14 protein-coding genes are annotated in these 18,308 nt (G+C 57.7%); 10 read left to right on the top strand and 4 right to left on the bottom strand.

The genetic code is table 11. The annotated features are described in order from the left end of the window. Positions 1-690 precede the first annotated feature (690 nt). From CGLAMM_RS09345 to rodA, 6 genes are all read left to right on the top strand, one after another. Positions 691-2,262, top strand: a complete 1,572-nt coding sequence (locus CGLAMM_RS09345; protein WP_394820236.1) for a 2-isopropylmalate synthase — start codon at positions 691-693, stop codon at positions 2,260-2,262. 258 nt (positions 2,263-2,520) lie between these two features. Next, the gene (locus CGLAMM_RS09350) at positions 2,521-3,567 is read left to right on the top strand and encodes a rod shape-determining protein (RefSeq protein WP_319807127.1); all 1,047 of its coding nucleotides are present in this window, start codon (positions 2,521-2,523) and stop codon (positions 3,565-3,567) included. 23 nt (positions 3,568-3,590) lie between these two features. After that, complete coding sequence (locus tag CGLAMM_RS09355) at positions 3,591-4,529, top strand: rod shape-determining protein MreC (protein WP_394820237.1); 939 nt, start codon at positions 3,591-3,593, stop codon at positions 4,527-4,529. 13 nt (positions 4,530-4,542) lie between these two features. Continuing rightward, on the top strand, positions 4,543-5,091 hold the full coding sequence (locus tag CGLAMM_RS09360) for a hypothetical protein (RefSeq protein WP_394820238.1): 549 nt from the start codon (positions 4,543-4,545) through the stop codon (positions 5,089-5,091). A gap of 153 nt (positions 5,092-5,244) precedes the next feature. Beyond that, the gene (gene mrdA, locus CGLAMM_RS09365) at positions 5,245-7,107 is read left to right on the top strand and encodes a penicillin-binding protein 2 (RefSeq protein ID WP_394820307.1); all 1,863 of its coding nucleotides are present in this window, start codon (positions 5,245-5,247) and stop codon (positions 7,105-7,107) included. After that, positions 7,107-8,246, top strand: coding sequence for a rod shape-determining protein RodA (gene rodA, locus CGLAMM_RS09370; protein WP_394820239.1), 1,140 nt, complete (start codon positions 7,107-7,109; stop codon positions 8,244-8,246). Before mrdA ends, rodA begins: the two co-directional genes overlap by 1 nt. Positions 8,247-8,298: 52 nt before the next feature. On the opposite strand, the gene glyS is transcribed toward rodA, so the two are convergent. Then, entirely contained in the window at positions 8,299-10,368 is a 2,070-nt protein-coding gene (gene glyS / locus CGLAMM_RS09375) for a glycine--tRNA ligase subunit beta (protein ID WP_394820240.1), read from the bottom strand. After that, the gene (locus CGLAMM_RS09380; protein WP_394820308.1) at positions 10,361-11,206 is read right to left on the bottom strand and encodes a glycine--tRNA ligase subunit alpha; all 846 of its coding nucleotides are present in this window, start codon (positions 11,204-11,206) and stop codon (positions 10,361-10,363) included. Before CGLAMM_RS09380 ends, glyS begins: the two co-directional genes overlap by 8 nt. 189 nt (positions 11,207-11,395) lie before the next feature. On the opposite strand from CGLAMM_RS09380, the gene CGLAMM_RS09385 reads away from it, so the two are divergent. The 3 genes from CGLAMM_RS09385 (at position 11,396) to aspS (ending at position 15,868) form a co-directional block, all read left to right on the top strand. Further along, on the top strand, positions 11,396-12,166 hold the full coding sequence (locus CGLAMM_RS09385; protein WP_394820241.1) for a DUF2076 domain-containing protein: 771 nt from the start codon (positions 11,396-11,398) through the stop codon (positions 12,164-12,166). A 242-nt stretch (positions 12,167-12,408) separates the two neighbouring features. Next, the gene (locus CGLAMM_RS09390) at positions 12,409-13,932 is read left to right on the top strand and encodes an FAD-dependent oxidoreductase (protein WP_394820242.1); all 1,524 of its coding nucleotides are present in this window, start codon (positions 12,409-12,411) and stop codon (positions 13,930-13,932) included. Between the two features lie 148 nt (positions 13,933-14,080). After that, entirely contained in the window at positions 14,081-15,868 is a 1,788-nt protein-coding gene (gene aspS, locus CGLAMM_RS09395) for an aspartate--tRNA ligase (RefSeq protein WP_394820243.1), read from the top strand. Positions 15,869-15,885: 17 nt separating this feature from the next. On the opposite strand, the gene CGLAMM_RS09400 is transcribed toward aspS, so the two are convergent. Both CGLAMM_RS09400 and CGLAMM_RS09405 read right to left on the bottom strand, forming a co-directional pair. Continuing rightward, positions 15,886-16,656, bottom strand: a complete 771-nt coding sequence (locus tag CGLAMM_RS09400; RefSeq protein ID WP_394820244.1) for an exodeoxyribonuclease III — start codon at positions 16,654-16,656, stop codon at positions 15,886-15,888. 46 nt (positions 16,657-16,702) lie between these two features. Further along, positions 16,703-17,077: a HesB/IscA family protein gene (locus tag CGLAMM_RS09405; RefSeq protein WP_394820245.1), complete on the bottom strand. Its 375-nt coding sequence runs from the start codon at positions 17,075-17,077 to the stop codon at positions 16,703-16,705. A 56-nt stretch (positions 17,078-17,133) separates the two neighbouring features. Here CGLAMM_RS09405 and CGLAMM_RS09410 point away from each other — a divergent pair, with 56 nt between their 5' ends. Further along, positions 17,134-18,303, top strand: coding sequence for a deoxyguanosinetriphosphate triphosphohydrolase (locus tag CGLAMM_RS09410; RefSeq protein ID WP_394820246.1), 1,170 nt, complete (start codon positions 17,134-17,136; stop codon positions 18,301-18,303). Positions 18,304-18,308 lie beyond the last annotated feature (5 nt).

Consider the following 18,308-nt stretch of genomic DNA (forward strand, 5'->3'; position numbering starts at 1 on the left):
TGACGCACGCGTGCGGCTGCATCCGGTGATGCAGTCCATCGGGTGAGGCACAGAGCGCGAGACGAGCCAAAATTTGCCAGCTCCAAAAGTTATAACCTTTTGCCGATCAGGCCGGGCGTCACAACCCATTGAAAACCGCAAAAAATGCGGGGGGCGGACACGCAACCGATCAGATCGGCCAATGGAAGTCAGATGGCAGGAAACCCGGGGAATCAATTGATCCGACCGCGGGGCTCGAACGCCGTTCTGAAACCCTTCCTTCCCCACAATGACTTAAAACGCCGCCTTTCGCAAGCAAGCTCTCGCTTCCGAGTCATATTCTTGCTGATCCCGCCTCATTTACGACTTTTTTGGAAAGTTATTTACATGATTTTTTCGGTTCCGATACCCTGCGTGATCAGGGCCGAAATGGCAAGAAACCGCCACGCGCGACGTTGGCGGTCCTTAAAATTTTTTTGCCAGACCAACATGACGCTGGTGCAGCGGCGCGATATCATTTATCGTCATCTCCATGGTGCTTTCAGGCAAAATTTTCGGCTTATCATGTGTGGCGACCCTGCCACCAATGCCGCATACCTGTGCGCTTCTCTCGCTACGACTTATCTGCCCCTGAGCATAATGGCCGTCTCACGGCCTTGATGCGCAGGGGGTTTTCGTCGTTTTCAGCCTGAATTCAAGCGAGAGAAAATTATGACCATCCAGCACCCTTCCTTTGGCGACATCTCCGAAAATCGTGTCATCATTTTTGACACGACCCTCCGCGATGGAGAGCAATCGCCCGGTTTTTCCATGAACCTTGATGAAAAGCTGCGCATGGCGCGGGCTTTGGAGAATCTGGGCGTCGATGTGATTGAGGCCGGCTTCCCCGTTGCATCACCGGGTGATTTCGAAGCGGTCAACGCCATCGCCAAAGCGGCGGCGGATGTTGTCGTGTGTGCCCTTGCACGAAGTGGCGGCCCGCGCGATATCGTGGCGGCAGGTGAGGCGATCGCGCCCGCGCGGCGTAAACGCATCCATAATTTCATCTCCACTTCTCCGCTTCATATGAAATATAAGTTGCGCATGACGCCCGAGACGGTGCTGGAGCTGATTGCTTCAGGCAATCGCGCGTCACGACAATTGACGGATGACGTGCAATGGTCAGCGGAGGATGGCGCGCGGACGGAAATTGATTTCCTCTGTCGCTGCGTCGAGGTCGCGATCAGAAACGGCGCCACAACGATCAATATTCCGGATACAGTCGGATTTTCGACCCCGGAGGAAATCGCCGCGATATTCGAGACGTTGCGGCAACGCGTGCCCGGCGCGGAAAAAGTCATTTTCTCAACCCATAATCATAATGATCTCGGGCTTGGGGTCGCGAATTCCCTCGCTGCACTCATGGCAGGCGCCCGGCAGGTTGAATGCACCATCAACGGGATCGGTGAGCGTGCCGGCAATGCGGCCCTGGAGGAGCTCGTCATGGCGATTCGCACGCGTCACGACAAACTTCCCTTCACCCACGCGGTGCACACGCCGTCACTGCTTGGCGTGTCGCGTCTGCTCACCGGCATTACCGGTTTTGACGTCCAGCCGAATAAAGCGATCGTCGGGCGCAATGCCTTTGCGCATGAGAGTGGCATCCATCAGGATGGCATCCTCAAAAACGCTGCGACCTACGAGATCATGACGCCGGAAAGTGTGGGTTGGACGAAGTCCGCCCTTGTTTTAGGGAAACATTCCGGCCGTGCGGCTTTCCGGGATAAGGTGGCGTCGCTCGGTTACACATTGTCGGATGCGGAAATCGAACATGCTTTCGCTCGGTTCAAGACGCTGGCGGACCAGAAAAAATCGGTCTTTGATGATGACATCATCGCGCTGGTTGATGAGGAGAATCACCTCGACGCGGCCATCCAGTTTGACAATATCAATGTCCAGTCCGGCTCCGCGCGCGATGCATGGGTTGAACTGACATTGATCGTGTCAGGCGCGCGTAAAACCGCTGCCGTCACGGGCAATGGCCCTGTTGACGCAGCCTTCAAGGCGATTGCGATGATCTGTGAAAATGACGCGCGCCTTGCCCTTTTCAGCGTTGCCGCCGTCACGGGTGAAACGGATGCACAGGCCAAAACAACGGTGCGGCTGGAGAAGAATGGCAGGACGGTCGATGGTCAGGGGGCGGATGTCGATACGATTGTCGCCGCCGTGAAGGCTTATGTGCACGCGCTGAACAAGCTGACGACCAAAGCGTCACGTTGCGCGCCGACAGAGCTTTCGGCGTAAAGGAAGTCACTGTCATTTGGTTAAAAAACCGCGTTACGACCGCTGTCAAGGCGTCGTTGCGCGGCCCGGCGCTGTGCAAGCTGCTAAATTTAGGCTTTCAAACCGATTTTTTTATTTTCTGCCCTTGCTCATGGTGTAGTCGCTCGCTAAGCGGGAAGACGTGACAATTGCCTCGCTGCAAATCTGAGTCGCGATGAGCCGCTTCACGTCTTCAACGTGCGGCATTTGTGCATCCCCTTTCCTGGCCAGGAGGCTTGAATGTTTTCACGTCTGCTGGGTCTCATGTCGGCAGACATGGCTATTGACCTCGGCACCGCCAATACTCTCGTTTATGTCAAGGGAAGGGGCATCGTCCTTGACGAGCCCTCCGTCGTTGCCATCACGGAGGTGCGTGGCAAGAAGCAGGTTCTCGCTGTCGGGGAGGAGGCGAAACATATGCTGGGCCGCACGCCCGGCAATATCACGGCAATCCGTCCGCTACGGGATGGCGTGATCGCGGATTTCGACGTTGCGGAAGAGATGATCAAACATTTCATCCGCAAAGTGCATAATCGTCGCGCTTTTGCCAGCCCGCAGATCGTTGTCTGCGTTCCCTCAGGTTCAACAGCTGTTGAGCGCCGCGCCATTCAGGAAAGCGCGGAAAGCGCCGGTGCACGCCGCGTTCTGCTGATTGAGGAGCCGATGGCGGCGGCCATCGGGGCTGGACTGCCCATTACCGAGCCATCGGGCAGTATGGTCGTTGATATCGGGGGCGGCACGACGGAAGTCGCCGTTATCTCTCTGGGGGGGATCGTTTATGCGCGCTCCGTCCGTGTGGGTGGCGATAAGATGGACGACGCCATTATTTCCTACATCCGCAAATCCTTTAACCTGCTGATTGGAGAAAGCTCAGCCGAACGACTTAAGATTGATCTCGGCTCTGCCAGCATGCCGGAGAACGCGACAGATGGCGGGCCGGTGCGGGCCGTGAAGGGGCGGGACCTCATCAATGGTGTCCCGCGGGAAATCGTGGTGTCGCAAGCCCAGATCGCGGAAAGCCTCGCCGAGCCTGTGATGCAGATCATTGATGCTGTCGCCACCGCGTTGGAAAACACCCCACCGGAACTGGCAGCCGACATTGTGGATAAAGGCATTATGCTGACGGGTGGCGGGGCGATGCTGAACCGTCTGGATGATGTTTTACGCAGTGCAACGGGCCTTCCTGTCAGTGTCGCGGAAAACCCTTTGACCTGTGTTGCGATAGGTACAGGGCGGGCACTTGAAGAAATTCGTCGTTTGAGAAGCGTGCTCGTCTCGATGTACTGACCCGAGGGAGAAGCTTCCCGATCATGCTTTCCATCACGCTGCGTCAATCGTTACAGAAGCTTCTCCTACCTGTTTACCTGTTTTTCGCCATGGCTCTGATGATCATCGGCATTTCCGCCCCATCATCAGTTGAGGGCCTGCGTGTGCGCGTCTTCGACTTCCTGACGCCCGCTTACAGCCTGGCCGCACAGCCGGGACGCTGGGTCGGGCGATTTTGGAGTTATGCGAGTGACGTCACGCATCTTCTCGCTGAAAATGCGGAATTGCGCACCGAAAATGCGCGGTTGCGGCAATGGTATGACGTTGCCACAGCGCTTGAGGATGAGAACAGGCGTCTCAAAGCCAATCTGAAATGGCTGCCGGAGCGCACGATCAGCTTCGTCACGGGGCGCGCCATCCGCGATGCATCCGGCCTGTATAATCGCTCCGTCCTCATTGCCCTGCCGGAAGCCCATGAGGTGCATATTGGCGACCTTGTCCTGGGCGGCACCGGCGTGATTGGTCGTATTTCAGAAATCGGGCCGTCAACAGCGCGGGTATTGCTGATCAATGACCCGGTCAGCCGTATCCCCGTTTTTCTGTCTTCCTCAGAGGGGAGTGCGATTATGACGGGCGATGGATCCGCGACGCCGCGCCTGATGTATTTTGCGCATGATGACCACCCGGTCGAGGGAGAGCGCGTCGTGACCGGAGATCAGGCCGGGCAGGAAAATGCCGTCACGGCTTCCGGCGTGCCGAATGGCGTTTTTATCGGTGTCGTGCATTATAATGCGTCGCACACGCCGGTCGTCATTCCGGGCGGTCACCTCAACCATCCGGATGTTCTCCGTGTGCTTGATTTCAAGGAGATTGACGCGCATGGCCCTGTAGCGCCAGGGCGTGTCAGGAAAATCAATAAGGCCAGAGACCGGTTTGGCCTCCCTGAAAGTATTTTCCCCAATGTCTGGAAGGGGCAGGGATGAAGAGGTCATCTGCGTGAGGGAAAGACGCTCTTCAGCGCCATCGACGACAATCTACCAGAGACGACTGGACAGTGTCATTCGCGCGGTGCTGCCTTCACTCTTCATCATCGCCGTAACGTTCTTACTCACCGGTGTCATCAGTCCGGTGGGCAAAGAGGGTTTTGTCTTCGCCGTGGCGGTGGATACTGTCTTTTACTGGACAATCTTCCGTCCGGCCTCAATGGATGCGACCGCGGTATTCCTCATCGGGCTGGTGCTTGAAACCATCAATTTCTCACCCCCGGGGACGCTGCTCTTTTCCCTCCTCGTCGTGCACGGAGTCGCGCAAATGTGGCGCTATGGGCTGAGCCACATTAATTTTATTTTGGCGTGGCTCCTCCTCACCTTATTGGCCCTTGCCATGGGCGGTGTTGAATGGCTTGTCTCCTGCATCAGCATGGCACGCGGGTTACCGATCACACCTGCTATTTTCCAGGCCGCGTTGACTTCTGGCATCTATCCTATATTGGCGACGTTATTCGGCTGGTTGCGACGAATAGGGGCAGATGCAGAAGATATTTGAAATAATATCTCATTCATCCGCCTATTGTTTGCGTTATAGGGGTCAGGGGAACAAAATCCCGTAACAAACGGGGCTGAGTGGCGTCCGGAGGCGTTGGGTTTGGTCGGATTGAATTGGAAGCGCTTGAAGACACGCCGCTCCGCCTTGCGCGCCATGGAGACGGCGCGTCCTTCGCGTGGCGTTTTCACCCGACGGGCCATGCTCCTTGCAGGTGGGCAACTGGGCATTTTTGGCTTCCTGGGTCATCGGCTTTATGATCTGCAACTTGTGGAAGGCGCGCATATGAGCGCGCTCGCCGCGCGGAACCGGACAAGTAAACGCCTGCTGGCCCCGGCGCGCGGCGCGATCACCGACCGTTTTGGCGTCCCGCTGGCCGGAAACAGCCAGAACTGGCGCGCGCTGCTGATGCCGGAAGAAACAACCGACATCCATGCAACGGTTGACCATTTCGCCCAGATCATCCCGCTGGAAGATTTTGAACGCACGCGGATCTCGCGGGACATTAAAAATCTGCGGCGTTATGTGCCGATATTGTTGAAAGAGTTTCTCTCCTGGGACGATATGGCGCGGATTGAGGCGCAGGCTTTCTCATTGCCCGGCGTACTTGTGGATGTCGGTTCAACACGCACCTACCCTTTCGGGCCGCAACTTGCGCATATTGTGGGTTACGTGGCGCCGCCGACGGAAAAAGACGTCGCCAAGACACCTTTACTGGCCCTGCCCGGGATGCGCGCCGGGCGAGAAGGCATCGAGCAGACGCAGGACGATTTGCTGCGCGGTGCGCCCGGTATGGTTGAAATGGAAGTCAATGCCTATGGCCGCGTCCTTGGAGAGCTTGAGCGCGTCGAGGGCGCGCAGGGCGACCGCGTTGAGCTGACGATTGATGCCGGCTTGCAGCAAATGGTGCTGGGGCGTATCGCTGACGAATATGCGAGCGCCGTCGTGATGGATTGCCGCGATGGCGCCATTCTGGCGATGACGAGCACGCCGTCTTTTGACCCGGCTCTTTTTGACTCCGGCGTCAGTCACGCGCAATGGAAAGCCTGGGTGAGCGACCCGAATGCGCCATTGACGAACAAGGCCGTTGCCGGTGTCTATCCGCCGGGCTCAACCTTCAAGCCCGCCGTCGCTCTGGCCGCCCTCAAATCGGGGCTGGTGACGGAGGAGGATCGCTTCGATTGCCCCGGCTATTACGATCTCGGCGGCACGCGCTTTCATTGCTGGCGCAAACATGGTCATGGCAGCGTCAATATGCGACAGGCGCTTAGATATTCCTGCGACGTCTATTTTTACAAAGTCGCGCAGAAAATCGGCATGGATCAGATCAAAGACATGGCGTCGCCCCTCGGGCTCGGCGTGACGCTTCCTGTGGAGCTGCCCCACGTGCGCGCCGGCAATGTGCCCACACCGGCCTGGCGGCGGAGAAAGGGCCATCACTGGAACCGTGGTGACACCGTTGTGGCAGGGATTGGACAGGGTTTTGTGCAGACGACGCCGTTGGAACTGGCGACCTACGCCGCGCGCATTGCGTCGGGTCGTGAGGTGTCGCCTCATCTGATCCGACGCACTGTGACGCGTGAGGGCGTTAAGATCAATCTGCCAATAGCCCCCGGGCTGGAACTCCAGCCTGAATGGCTGGATGTCGTGCGGGGCGGGATGTTCGATGTGATCAACGCGCCGGACGGTACGGCAACGCGGGCGCGTCTGGACTTGCCGGGCATCCAGATGGCGGGCAAAACAGGCTCCGCACAGGTGCGGCGTGTCTCGCGCGCGCAGCGAGAAAGCGGGCATTTCAATTCCATGAAGCTCCCGTGGGAGCAGCGCCCGCATGCGCTCTTTATTTGTTACGCCCCTTTTGACAAGCCGCGTTACGCGGTCGCCGTTGTTGTTGAGCATGGCAATGGTGGCGCGGCGACGGCGGCACCCCTGGCGAGGCTGATTATGACCGATGCACTTCAGCGCGATCCCTCCGGCCGGGAACACGCCCCAGGCGTGACGGTCGCGGAGGCGGGTTAGTGGATCAACAAAAACGGCTCTGGCGCGCACAGCCAGGTTTTCAGCTTCTCTCAAAATTTTTTCAGATCAACTGGTTCTATGTTGTCCTGATCTGCGGACTGGCCGGTGTCGGTTATATGGCGTTGTTCTCAGCCGGCGGAGGGAGCGCGAAATCCTTCGCGCACCCGCAGATTGTCCGTTTCGCTTTCGGGCTGGTCATGATGGTGTTCGTGGCCTTCGTCAGTCCGCGCTTTCTGCGCCGTCTGGCGATCCCGATCTACCTGTTATCCATAGTGCTGCTGGTGCTTGTCCTGCATATGGGGCACGTCGGTAAAGGGGCTGAACGTTGGATTATGATTGCGGGCATCCAGTTCCAACCCTCTGAATTCGCGAAAGTCGCCCTCGTCCTCATGCTCGCAAGCTGGTTCCATCGCGTGAGCCGTGAGAAGATGGGGAACCTGCTTTACCTTATTCCACCGGCGATTATGACACTCCTGCCGGTCGCGTTAATCCTGAAAGAGCCCAATCTCGGCACGGCGGTCATCACGGCGCTAATCGCGGCGGCGATGTTTTTCGTGGCGGGGATGCGCTTGTGGCTGATTGTGATTCTGGCGGTGCCTTTACCGTTTCTGGGGGGCTTTGTTTACAATCACCTGCATGATTACCAGAAGGCGCGTATCGATACGTTCATCCACCCGGAAACGGATCCGCTCGGCGCGGGCTATAACATCATCCAGTCCAAAATCGCCCTTGGCTCAGGCGGGATGTGGGGTGAAGGCTATCTACGCGGGTCGCAGGGGCAGCTTAATTTTCTGCCGGAGAAACAGACGGACTTTATCTTTACGATGATCGGGGAGGAATGGGGGTATGTCGGCGCCATTGCCGTGATGGCGCTGCTGGCGTGCCTCAGTATCGGCGGCGTGCTGATGTCGATGCGCTGCCGCAATCAGTTCAGCCGGTTGCTCGCCCTCGGGATCGCCATCGATTTCTTCATGTATTGCGCGGTCAACCTCTCCATGGTGATGGGCGTCATCCCGGTGGGCGGGGTGCCTTTGCCGCTCATCTCCTATGGTGGGTCGGCGATGCTGACAATGATGTTCGGGTTCGGGCTGCTTCTATCCAGTTGGGTGCACCGCGATGAACGTGAGAGGGTGGATTAGGGAGGTGGTTTCCAATCAGGCTCTGGTCTCAGCGCCGCCTCTTCACGGCAGCCTATCCCTGAATTTGTGAGAAGTCCGCGATCTGGCCTAGCACTTCATTGACCCTATTAAGAAGGCGCAGCCGGTTGATGCGGCGGGCAGGGTGAGGGTCGTTGACTTTCACGGCCTCGAAGAACTGGTCGATCGGCGCGCGGAGGGTCGCGGCGGCTTTCATAGCCTTTTCGTAGTGAGTCCAGTCCATAAACTTAGCGATTTCCGGTGCCGCACTCTTAAGAGCTTCGTGAAGCGCCCGTTCAGAAGGATCGACAAAAAGTCTTTCATCCGGCTCACCCGTGTGAGGGCCATCTTTCCGATTTTCGATGTGCAGGATGTTCGCGGCGCGCTTACTTGCAGCGACAAGATGTGGGCCGTCACCTCTGGAAAATCTCAAACGAAGCGCTTCCGCGCGCCTCATCAGATCTCGTATGTCATTATCCATCGCTTTCGACATGACAGCTGCGATAATATCCTGAGCGACACCGTTTCCCCTCAATTGTACACGCACACGTTCAGCCATGAACTTGTCGAACTTCGCGAAAACTGCCGAATGGTCGCAATTGACTGGTTGCAAAGTAAGCGCCTTCCTGAAAACGTCCTCCAAATCCAATGTCAATCCTGCTCTGTCAATGACACGGATAATGCCGAGCGCGGCACGCCTTAGAGCAAAGGGATCACCAGAGCCCGTTGGCATCTCGCCAATCGCGAAAAAACCGGCCAGAATATCGAACCGATCCGCGAGAGCGACGGCGATGGCGGCGTAGGAAGGCATGCCGTGTTCGCCATCAGCGCAAGAAAGATAATGGGCCCGAATTGCCGCTGTTACTTCGAAGGCTTCCCCGTCATGTTTGGCATAATATTCACCTGCAATCCCTTGCAATTCGGGAAATTCGCCTACCATGCCAGTTGTCAAATCCGCCTTGGCGAGTTCCGCTGCGCGGTGCGCATGACGTTTTTCCTCATTCGTCTCGCAGACGATATCGGCAATCACGTCCGTTAGCTCAACTAAACGCTTGACGCGGTCGCCAACCGAGCCAAGTTTTTCGTGGAACGTGACGTTATCCAGCGCGCCGACGCGGGATTCTAAAGTCACTTTGCGGTCCAGCTCCCAGAAATGCCACGCATCGGCGAAACGTGCGCGTAGGACACGTTCATTCCCGGCAATTGTCGCGGCCCCGCCATCGGGAAATTCCTGATTGGCGAGGAACAGGAAGAAAGGCGCAATGCTTCCACCATCATAACGCGTTGCGAAATAGCGCTGATGCGTGCGCATCGACACCTGCCGCACTTCGTCAGGCAGCTCCATAAACTGGGCGTCGATCTTGCCTAACATTGGCAAGGGCCATTCTGTGAGGCCCACGACCTCATCGAGCAGGCCCTTATCTTCAACGATCTGGAGATTCTGTGCCGCGGCAACTTCCTTAAGGCCCTTCTGGATAACATCCCGTCGCGCCTCCGCCTCAAGAATAACCTTCCGCTCCCGCAGCCCCTCCCGGTAACCCTCATACGAGGACACCGCAAACAATTCCGGCGCGAGGAAACGATGTCCCTGTGACAAATTGCCGGATGTCAGCCCGTGGCCGTCATCATCCCCGCGCGCCAGCGTGAAGGGCACGATGTCGCCATCCAGAACCGCGATCATCCGGCGCAGCGGGCGCACCCATGTGAAGGCGCTGCCATTTCCCCAGCGCATGGATTTCGGCCAGGTGAAATTCCAAAGCATCTCCGGCACGATTTCCTGCAGGAAAGATGCCGCGCTGCGTTCCGCGATTTCGCGATTCAGCACCCAGAAGCCTTTTTCCTCCTGCAGATCAGATTTTTTTGCGTCATGCTTGCGCAGGAAGCCCATTACAGCCTGGTCCGGCGCGGTGACACGCGGGCCACGTTCCGACTGCGTTGAAGCGGGGACGGTGGCGTCAATGGTGACAGCAAGACCGATGCGCCGCGGCCCCCAGAATGGCTTCAAATCGAATGGCTTCAGAGCTGACAGGCGCTCCTTCAGAGCCTGCGCGAGCGCTTCCGTGGCGGGCTGCTGCATGGCGGCAGGGATTTCCTCACTTTCCAGCGCGAGAAGAAACTCAGCCATGATGCACCTCTTTTTCACCTGCGAGCCAGGCTTCGCAACTCGCCTTCGCAAGCGTGCGCACCCTGCTAATATAGGAGGCACGTTCAGAAACGGAGATCACGCCGCGCGCGTCAAGCAGGTTGAAAATGTGACTGGCCTTCAGGCAGTAATCGTAAGCGGGTTGCGCCAACCCGTCCGTCGCCAGACGCGTCGCTTCCTGCTCCGCATCAATAAAGTGTCGAAAAAGCATTTCTGTATTGGCGCATTCAAAATTAAACTTGGAATAATCCTGTTCCGCCCGGCGGAAAATATCGCCATACGTCAGGCCCGCATCATTATAAGCGAGGTCATAGACATTCTCCACGCCCTGCACATACATGGCGAGGCGTTCCAGCCCATATGTCAATTCGGTTGAAGGGAGCTCGGTCGCGATACCGCCCACCTGCTGGAAATAAGTGAACTGCGTCACCTCCATCCCATCGCACCAGACTTCCCATCCCAGTCCCCAAGCGCCGATTGTCGGGTTTTCCCAGTCATCTTCCACAAAGCGTATGTCATGGAGATGCGGGTCGATGCCGATGGCGCGGTAGGATTCAAGGAGGAGGTCCTGACTATTTTCGGGTGTGGGTTTAAAAAGGACCTGATACTGATAATAATGTTGAAGGCGGTTCGGATTTTCCCCATAACGCCCGTCAGAGGGGCGGCGGCAGGGTTGGACGTACGCCGCCTTCCAGGGGCGTGGCCCGAGGGCGCGCAACGTTGTATGCGGGGAGAGCGTGCCCGCGCCGAGTTCCGTATCATAGGGTTGCAATATGGCGCAGCCCCGCTCTGACCAGAAGGTGTGCAGACGCAAAATCATATTCTGAAAGGAGAGGGGCGTCCCCCGATCCGATGGCTGTAACGTCACGCTCGACAGCTCCGAAGTCTGATAAAGCCTCCCTCTTAACGCCTCAGGACGGGGAAGAAAACACATCTTCGCATGATACTTGCCAGAATAGGGAATTGCCCCCACATTCAAATGACATTGTTTTGACGCGGAGAGCGCCCCATGAACCAGCAGGAACGTGACCTTATTGCGCAATTTGTCGCGCGTGTCGGTGGTGAGCAAAGCAATGCCCAGCCCGGCACGGCCCTTGCCCCTATCGACCCGGAAGCGGATCAATGGATCAAGGAAAATTTTTCAAAACATCCGGAGGCCGCTTACCGCGTAACTCAAATGGCGGTGGTTCAGGAGGCGGCGCTGGCTGAGGCGCAAAATCGCATTCGCCAATTGCAGTTTCAGCTTCAGCAGGCGCATCAACAGGCCCAGCGCGGCGCGTCAGGCGGGTTTTTGAGCAATCTGTTCGGCGGTAATCGCGCGCAGCAAAATGCGTCGCCGCCGCCCGGCTGGGGCGCACCGCAGGGCGCGCCGGGCCCTTACCCACAGCAGCCCGCGCCCAATCCGGGTTTCGGGGCCCAGGGTGGTTACCCACCCAATTACAATACCGGTATGTTTCCGGCCCGCGGAACCGGGTTTCTCGGCTCGGCTTTGACGACGGCGACAGGCGTCGCAGGCGGTATGTTGGCGGCAAACGCCCTATCCAGCCTGTTCTCAAGCCATCATTTCGGCGTTGACCCCGCTGCGGGCGGCCTTGCCGGCGGGGCTGCAACCGGTAATTTCGGTGAAATGGGGCAGGACCCCTTCGCCGGGTCCGGGATTGATGCCGGAAATGATTATGACGTGGACCAATGGGGTCACGGCGATAATAACCCCAGTTGGGGGGGTGACGACGCAGGTTGGGGCGGCGATGATGGCGGCGGGTTTGACGATTCGTTCTGACCTGATCGGTTCGAGGGACGTGGCGCCCGGATGCGCCCTCAGGCGTGTCAGAAATTTAGCGCGGATTTCAATCTGTCCGACGTTGATTCGATAGGCTTTTTCAACACGCCCGGTTTCATTCATCTCCACGTCATCTGAGGCCCCACCGCATCTGGCGGGCCATGTTTCGTTATGACTTGCTCAACCCTTTTGCGGGACTTGCGTTCTCTCTTCCTCGGAGTTTCCGATAGAAAGGCGCTCTTATGAGTGAAGTCAGGAAAAGCTGGGTTAAAGTCGCCGCGTTTGACACGTTGGAGGAAAATATCCCCAAGGCCGTCAAACTGGATGACACGCCGCTTATTCTGCTCCGTATTGCAGACGGGGTGCGTGCTTTCGCCGGGAAATGTCCGCATAAGGGTGCGCCGATGGAGAAGGGGGTTGTCTGCTCCCTCACCAATTTTACCCATGCGCTCGTCTGCCCCTGGCATAAAGCCGTCTTCTCGGTGGAAAATGGACGCAGAATTGCCCCCCCGGCCCTCGATCCGCTGGAAAGATATGAGGCAATGGTGCGGGGCGGTGATGTCTATGTTTCCGTCAAGCCGAAAGCCCTGCCACAACCCACCCCCATGCGGCAGCATGAGCACGTGGCCATTGCCGGTGCGGGTGCCGCCGCGCTGGCCGCCTGCGTGACCCTAAGGGAGTCCGGCTTTGAAGGGCGCATCACCATGATCAGCCCTGAAGAGCGTAAACCTTATGATCGCACTGCGCTCAGTAAATCCACCCTCGCCGCCGCGCCGGAAGATATTGAAATCCCCCCATTACGTGATGAAAACTGGTACACGGAGCACCGCGTCGATCTCGTGCATGATAAAATCGTGCGTTTCGATTATGAGACGCGCACCCTTGAGCTGAAAAAAGGGGATGCGATTACGGCGGAGCATGTTTTGCTCGCGACCGGATCGGCGGCGAAGCAACTCGATATTCCCGGTATCGGATTTGAGGGTGTCTACACTTTGCGCAGTGCCGCCGATGCACTGGCCATTGCGGGGCAACTGGGGGACAAAGTGGCTGCCGTCATTATCGGCTCCGGTTTTATCGGTATGGAGGCCGCCGCCGCCTTACGAAAAAGAGGTGTCGGTGTCACAGTCGTTTCCCGAACGGAATTCCCGTTTGAGAAACAGTTCGGCCCGGACATCGCATCCAGCCTGCGCCGCCTGCATGAGGATCACGGCACAGCCTTTATCCCCAAGCGCAATGTCGTGAAAATCAGGGGAAAAGGGCGTGTGGACTGGGTTGAGCTGGATGATGGAACGCGCCTGACGGCTTCAGTGGTGCTCGTAGGAGCGGGGGCAGAGCCTGAATTGCATTATATAGACGGCCTTCCCCGTAATCCCCGCAATGGTGGCCTGGATGTGGATCATCATATGTCGCTGGGGAATGATGTTTTCGCGGCGGGGGATATTGCGAGTGTGCCCTTTGGTGAGAAACGCTACCGCATCGAGCATTGGCGCACCGCGCAAAGCCAGGGGCAGATTGCTGCGCGCGCCATGCTGGGCCTGCCGGTTGAGGAACTGACGACGCCTTATTTCTGGACACAGCAATATGATCAGAAGTTGGAATGGGTGGGCTGGCCGGGTGAGGATTATGACCATATTGAGATCGATGGTGATGTCGATAATTTCAAATTTATCGCCCGGCTGGAGAAAAAGGGAAAACTGGTCGGGGTGATTGGCTCAAAACATCCGAAAGAGATGGGGCGCATCGCCGTCCGCTTTGACGAAGCTTGACATAAGCCGGATTCGGCGGCTTTTTGCGCAGTCAAACGGTGCCCTCTTATTCCTGCCATCGTCTCATCAGGTTTTCTTGACCTGATTCGAGGCTTCAGCGATGCCGAGGGTGCGCGTTGACTGCGTACGCCAGAACAGGAAAGCCGTGATGCATCTTTATCGATCCCATTATTGCAACGCCCTCCGTGCGGGTGATGCGGGCACGACTGTGCGGCTTTCAGGCTGGGTGCATAGCAAGCGGGATCACGGTGGCCTGCTCTTTATCGATTTACGGGATGAACGCGGCGTGACGCAGATCGTCATCCCCGCCGGAACATCCTTACTGGACGTTGCTGAGCGCCTCCGTGTGGAGAGCGTCATCACGGTCACGGGTGAGGTTGTTCTGCGTGAGGGGGGGCAGCGCAACGCCAATATCCCGACAGGTGATATCGAGATCCGCGCGCAGGATCTGGTGGTGCAGTCAGCCGCGACGGTGCTGCCTTTTCAGGTGAATGGCAGCGAGTCCTATCCCGAAGATCTGCGCCTGAAACATCGTTATCTTGATCTGCGGCGTGAGCAGATGCATCGCAATATTCTTCTGCGTTCCCGCATTATTGCAAGTCTGCGGCAACGGATGCAATCCCATGACTTCATCGAGTTGCAGACGCCGATCCTGACGGCTTCCTCGCCGGAAGGGGCGCGAGACTTCCTTGTGCCGGCGCGGCTTCATCCAGGCAAATTTTACGCTCTGCCGCAAGCACCCCAGCAATTCAAGCAATTGGCGATGATCGCCGGGTTTGATCGCTATTTCCAGATCGCCCCGTGTTTCCGGGATGAGGCCTCCCGCGCGGATCGGAGCCCGGGCGAGTTTTATCAGCTTGATTTCGAGATGGCTTTCGCCACGCAGGAAGATGTCTTTGCGGTTATGGAAGACGTGCTCGGCGGCGTCTTCTCCGAGTTCGGCAAGGGGCGGACGGTGGATCAGGCGCCCTTCCGCCGCATCACTTACCAGGATGCGCTTGATCAATATGGTTCCGATAAACCCGATCTGCGCAATCCTCTCATCATTTGTGACGTGACGGGCGTTTTTGATGGCGCTTCTTTCGGGCTGTTCGCGCAGATCGTTGCGAAAGGCGGATGGGTGCGCGCCATCCCGGCCCCTGGCGCGGGGACGAAACCGCGTGGTTTCTTTGACAAGCTCAATAACTGGGCGCGTGAGAACGGCGCCGGAGGGCTGGGTTACATTATTTTTGAGGAAGATGGCGGCAAGGGGCCTATCGCCAAAAACCTTGATGCGCAACGCGTCACCGCCATCCGTGAGGCTTGTGGCCTTGCCGCGGGGGACGCTGTCTTCTTCGCGGCTGGCCCACGTGAGGATGTGACGAAATTTGCCGGGCTCGTGCGGACGCGTGTTGCGGAAGAGCTTGATCTGGTTGAGAAAAACGCTTTCCGCTTCTGCTGGATTATTGATTTCCCCATGTATGAACGCGATCCGGAAACGGGGCGGATCGATTTCTCACATAATCCGTTTTCCATGCCGCAAGGGGGGCTGGAAGCGTTGCAGACGCAGGACCCGTTGGAGATCAAAGCCTATCAGTATGACATCGTCTGTAACGGCATTGAGCTTTCCTCCGGCGCGATCCGTAACCATCTGCCGGATGTCATGATCCGCGCCTTTGAAATCGCAGGATATGATGAAAAGGTCGTGGAGGCGCATTTTGGCGGCATGTTGAATGCCTTCCGCTTCGGCGCGCCGCCGCATGGCGGTTCCGCACCTGGTGTGGATCGCATGGTGATGTTGCTGGCGGATGAGCCGAATATCCGCGAGGTGATCCTCTTCCCGCTTAATCAGCAGGGGGAGGATCTGATGATGGGCGCACCTGCCCAGATCACATCTGAGCGTCTCAAGGAATTATCTCTGGCGCCCCTGCCACCGAAACCCAAAATCGTTTCCTGAGAGGCGATCGGCGCACCTCATCGCGCCGGCAGGAAACCGAACGTGACCGGCGCGTGATCCGACGCCCGGTCTTTCTCCCGCTCGGCACGATCGACCTCCGCCGTCGAGAGCCTGTCCGCCATGGAGGGGGAGAGCAAAGCGTGGTCAATCCGTAACCCGCGATTGCGCGGCAAGGCACCGGCCTGATAATCCCAATATGTATAACAGGGGTCATGCGGGTGCAGGACGCGCATGGCGTCCGTCAATCCGAGATGAAGAAGGCGTCTCCAGGCTTCCCGACTTTCCGGTCGGATGAGGGCATCATGCGGGTCCAGCGCGCCGGGGGCGAAATCAAAATCGGTCGGGCAGATATTATAATCGCCGAGGAAAATGAATGCCTGCCCGGAAACAAGTTTCTCATGTGCGCGCCGCGTCAGCGCCGCGAAGAAATCCAGTTTTTTCTGAAATCCGTCGGCACCTCCGGAATTGCCATTCGGCAGATAGAGATTGCCGATGCAGATATCGCCGATGACGACTTCCAGATAGCGGGCTTCATCATAGTCAAAACCGTCCAGGCCCGGTGAGATCACCTTTGGTTCCTCACGCGTCAAAATGGCGACACCATTATAGGCTTTCTGCCCCATGACGGTGCAATGATAGCCAGCTTCCTGCAACGTGGCGGGGAATTGCGCGTCCTGGCATTTCAACTCCTGCAAGCAAAGCGCATCCGGCTGATGCGCCGCCAGCCACGCCATGACGGCTGTGCCCCTCTGACGCACGGAATTGACGTTCCAACTCGTGATTTTCAAATCGCGCCCCTCTTATTCTTGTTCATTCCCTGATCAATGCGGGCCCTTAATCGAGGGAGAAGCTGGAGCCGCACCCGCAGGAGGAGGCCGCATTGGGATTACTTACCGCAAAATGCGCGCCCATCAATTTATCCACCCATTCAAGCCGCGCACCGGAAAGGAGGGTCATACTCGTTTCATCGACGACAACCGAAACGCCGCCCTGCTCAATCACAATGTCATCCTCATGGCGTGCGTCATCGAGTTTGAATCGATATTGAAACCCGTTACACCCCCCGGCATCCACCGCGACGCGCAGGGACGTGCCCGAGGGCGCGCTCTGCTCCGCGAGGATTTCCCCGATGCGACGTGCCGCCTCGTCCGAGACGGAAAAAGCGGGGCTTTCAGGGGCGGGGTTTTGTGGGGCTGAATTTGTCGTCATAATGAGTCAATATAATCGGTAAACCGCTAATCTCAAGGATCACCTGGAGAGTTGCCATGACGCCACCCGACATTGCCTGCTACGCCGTCCGCCCCGAGACGGCACGCGGGCGTCTGCACCCTGAGGCAGACTCGCCATCCAGGACGCCATGGCAGCGTGATCGGGACCGTGTGCTGCATTCAGATGGGTTTCGGCGACTGCAATATAAGACGCAGGTCTTCATCAACCATGAAGGCGATTTTTTCCGCACCCGACTGACACATTCTCTCGAGGTCGCCCAGATCGCCCGATCCATCGCGCGTCAGCTCCGCTTGAATGAGGATCTCACTGAGGCACTGGCCCTGGCGCATGATATGGGGCACACGCCTTTCGGACATGCGGGTGAAGATGCGCTGCGCAAATGCCTGGAGGATGAGGGCGGGTTTGATCACAACACCCAGTCCATGCGTCTGGTCACAAAGCTGGAGCACCGATATCACGGTTTTGACGGGTTGAATTTGACCTGGGAAACGCTTGAAGGGTTGGCCAAACATAATGGCCCGCTCCGCAAACCCACCCGCTATCTGGCCGATTATGATCGCCTCCATCCCCTCAATCTCGAAAGTTACGCGTCTGCCGAGGCGCAGATTGCCGCCATGAGCGATGATATCGCCTATCATGGGCATGATCTGGATGACGGATTGAAATCCGGGCTGATCTGCTTCGACGACCTTGAAAATCTGCCCGTGATCGGCGCGGCGTTGCAGGCCGCATGGGCGGTTGTTCCGCAGGATGCGACCAGCCGGAAAAGCCGCATCCGGCATGAGATGGTCCGTCAGATTATCGGCGATCTCGTGACGGATCTGACGCAGCAATCCCGTCAAAATCTTGAAGCGCTCAACCCGCAGGTGGCCGATGATATCCGCCTGGCGGACCGGCCGGTCATTGGCTTCAGCGAAAACATCCGCGCCGCCAATCACCTGATAAGGCGGTTTCTGATGGACAGGCTTTATCGCCATTGGAAAGTGAAACGTATGACGCGCAAGGCGCGGATGGTTACGACCGATCTCTTCAATGTGCTGGCGGAGGATGTCGCGCTCCTGCCGGATGCGTGGCGACATTCCGCCATTACGGCGTCATCAGCAAGCGACCGCAGGCGCGTCGTAGCGGATTATATCGCAGGCATGACCGATCGTTTCGCGATGCAGGAGCATCGACGTCTGACAGAACTATCGGTATTAGGTTGAACCGT

It is taken from the genome of Sorlinia euscelidii, assembly GCF_036452135.1.
Classification (GTDB): Bacteria; Pseudomonadota; Alphaproteobacteria; order Acetobacterales; family Acetobacteraceae; genus Sorlinia; species Sorlinia euscelidii.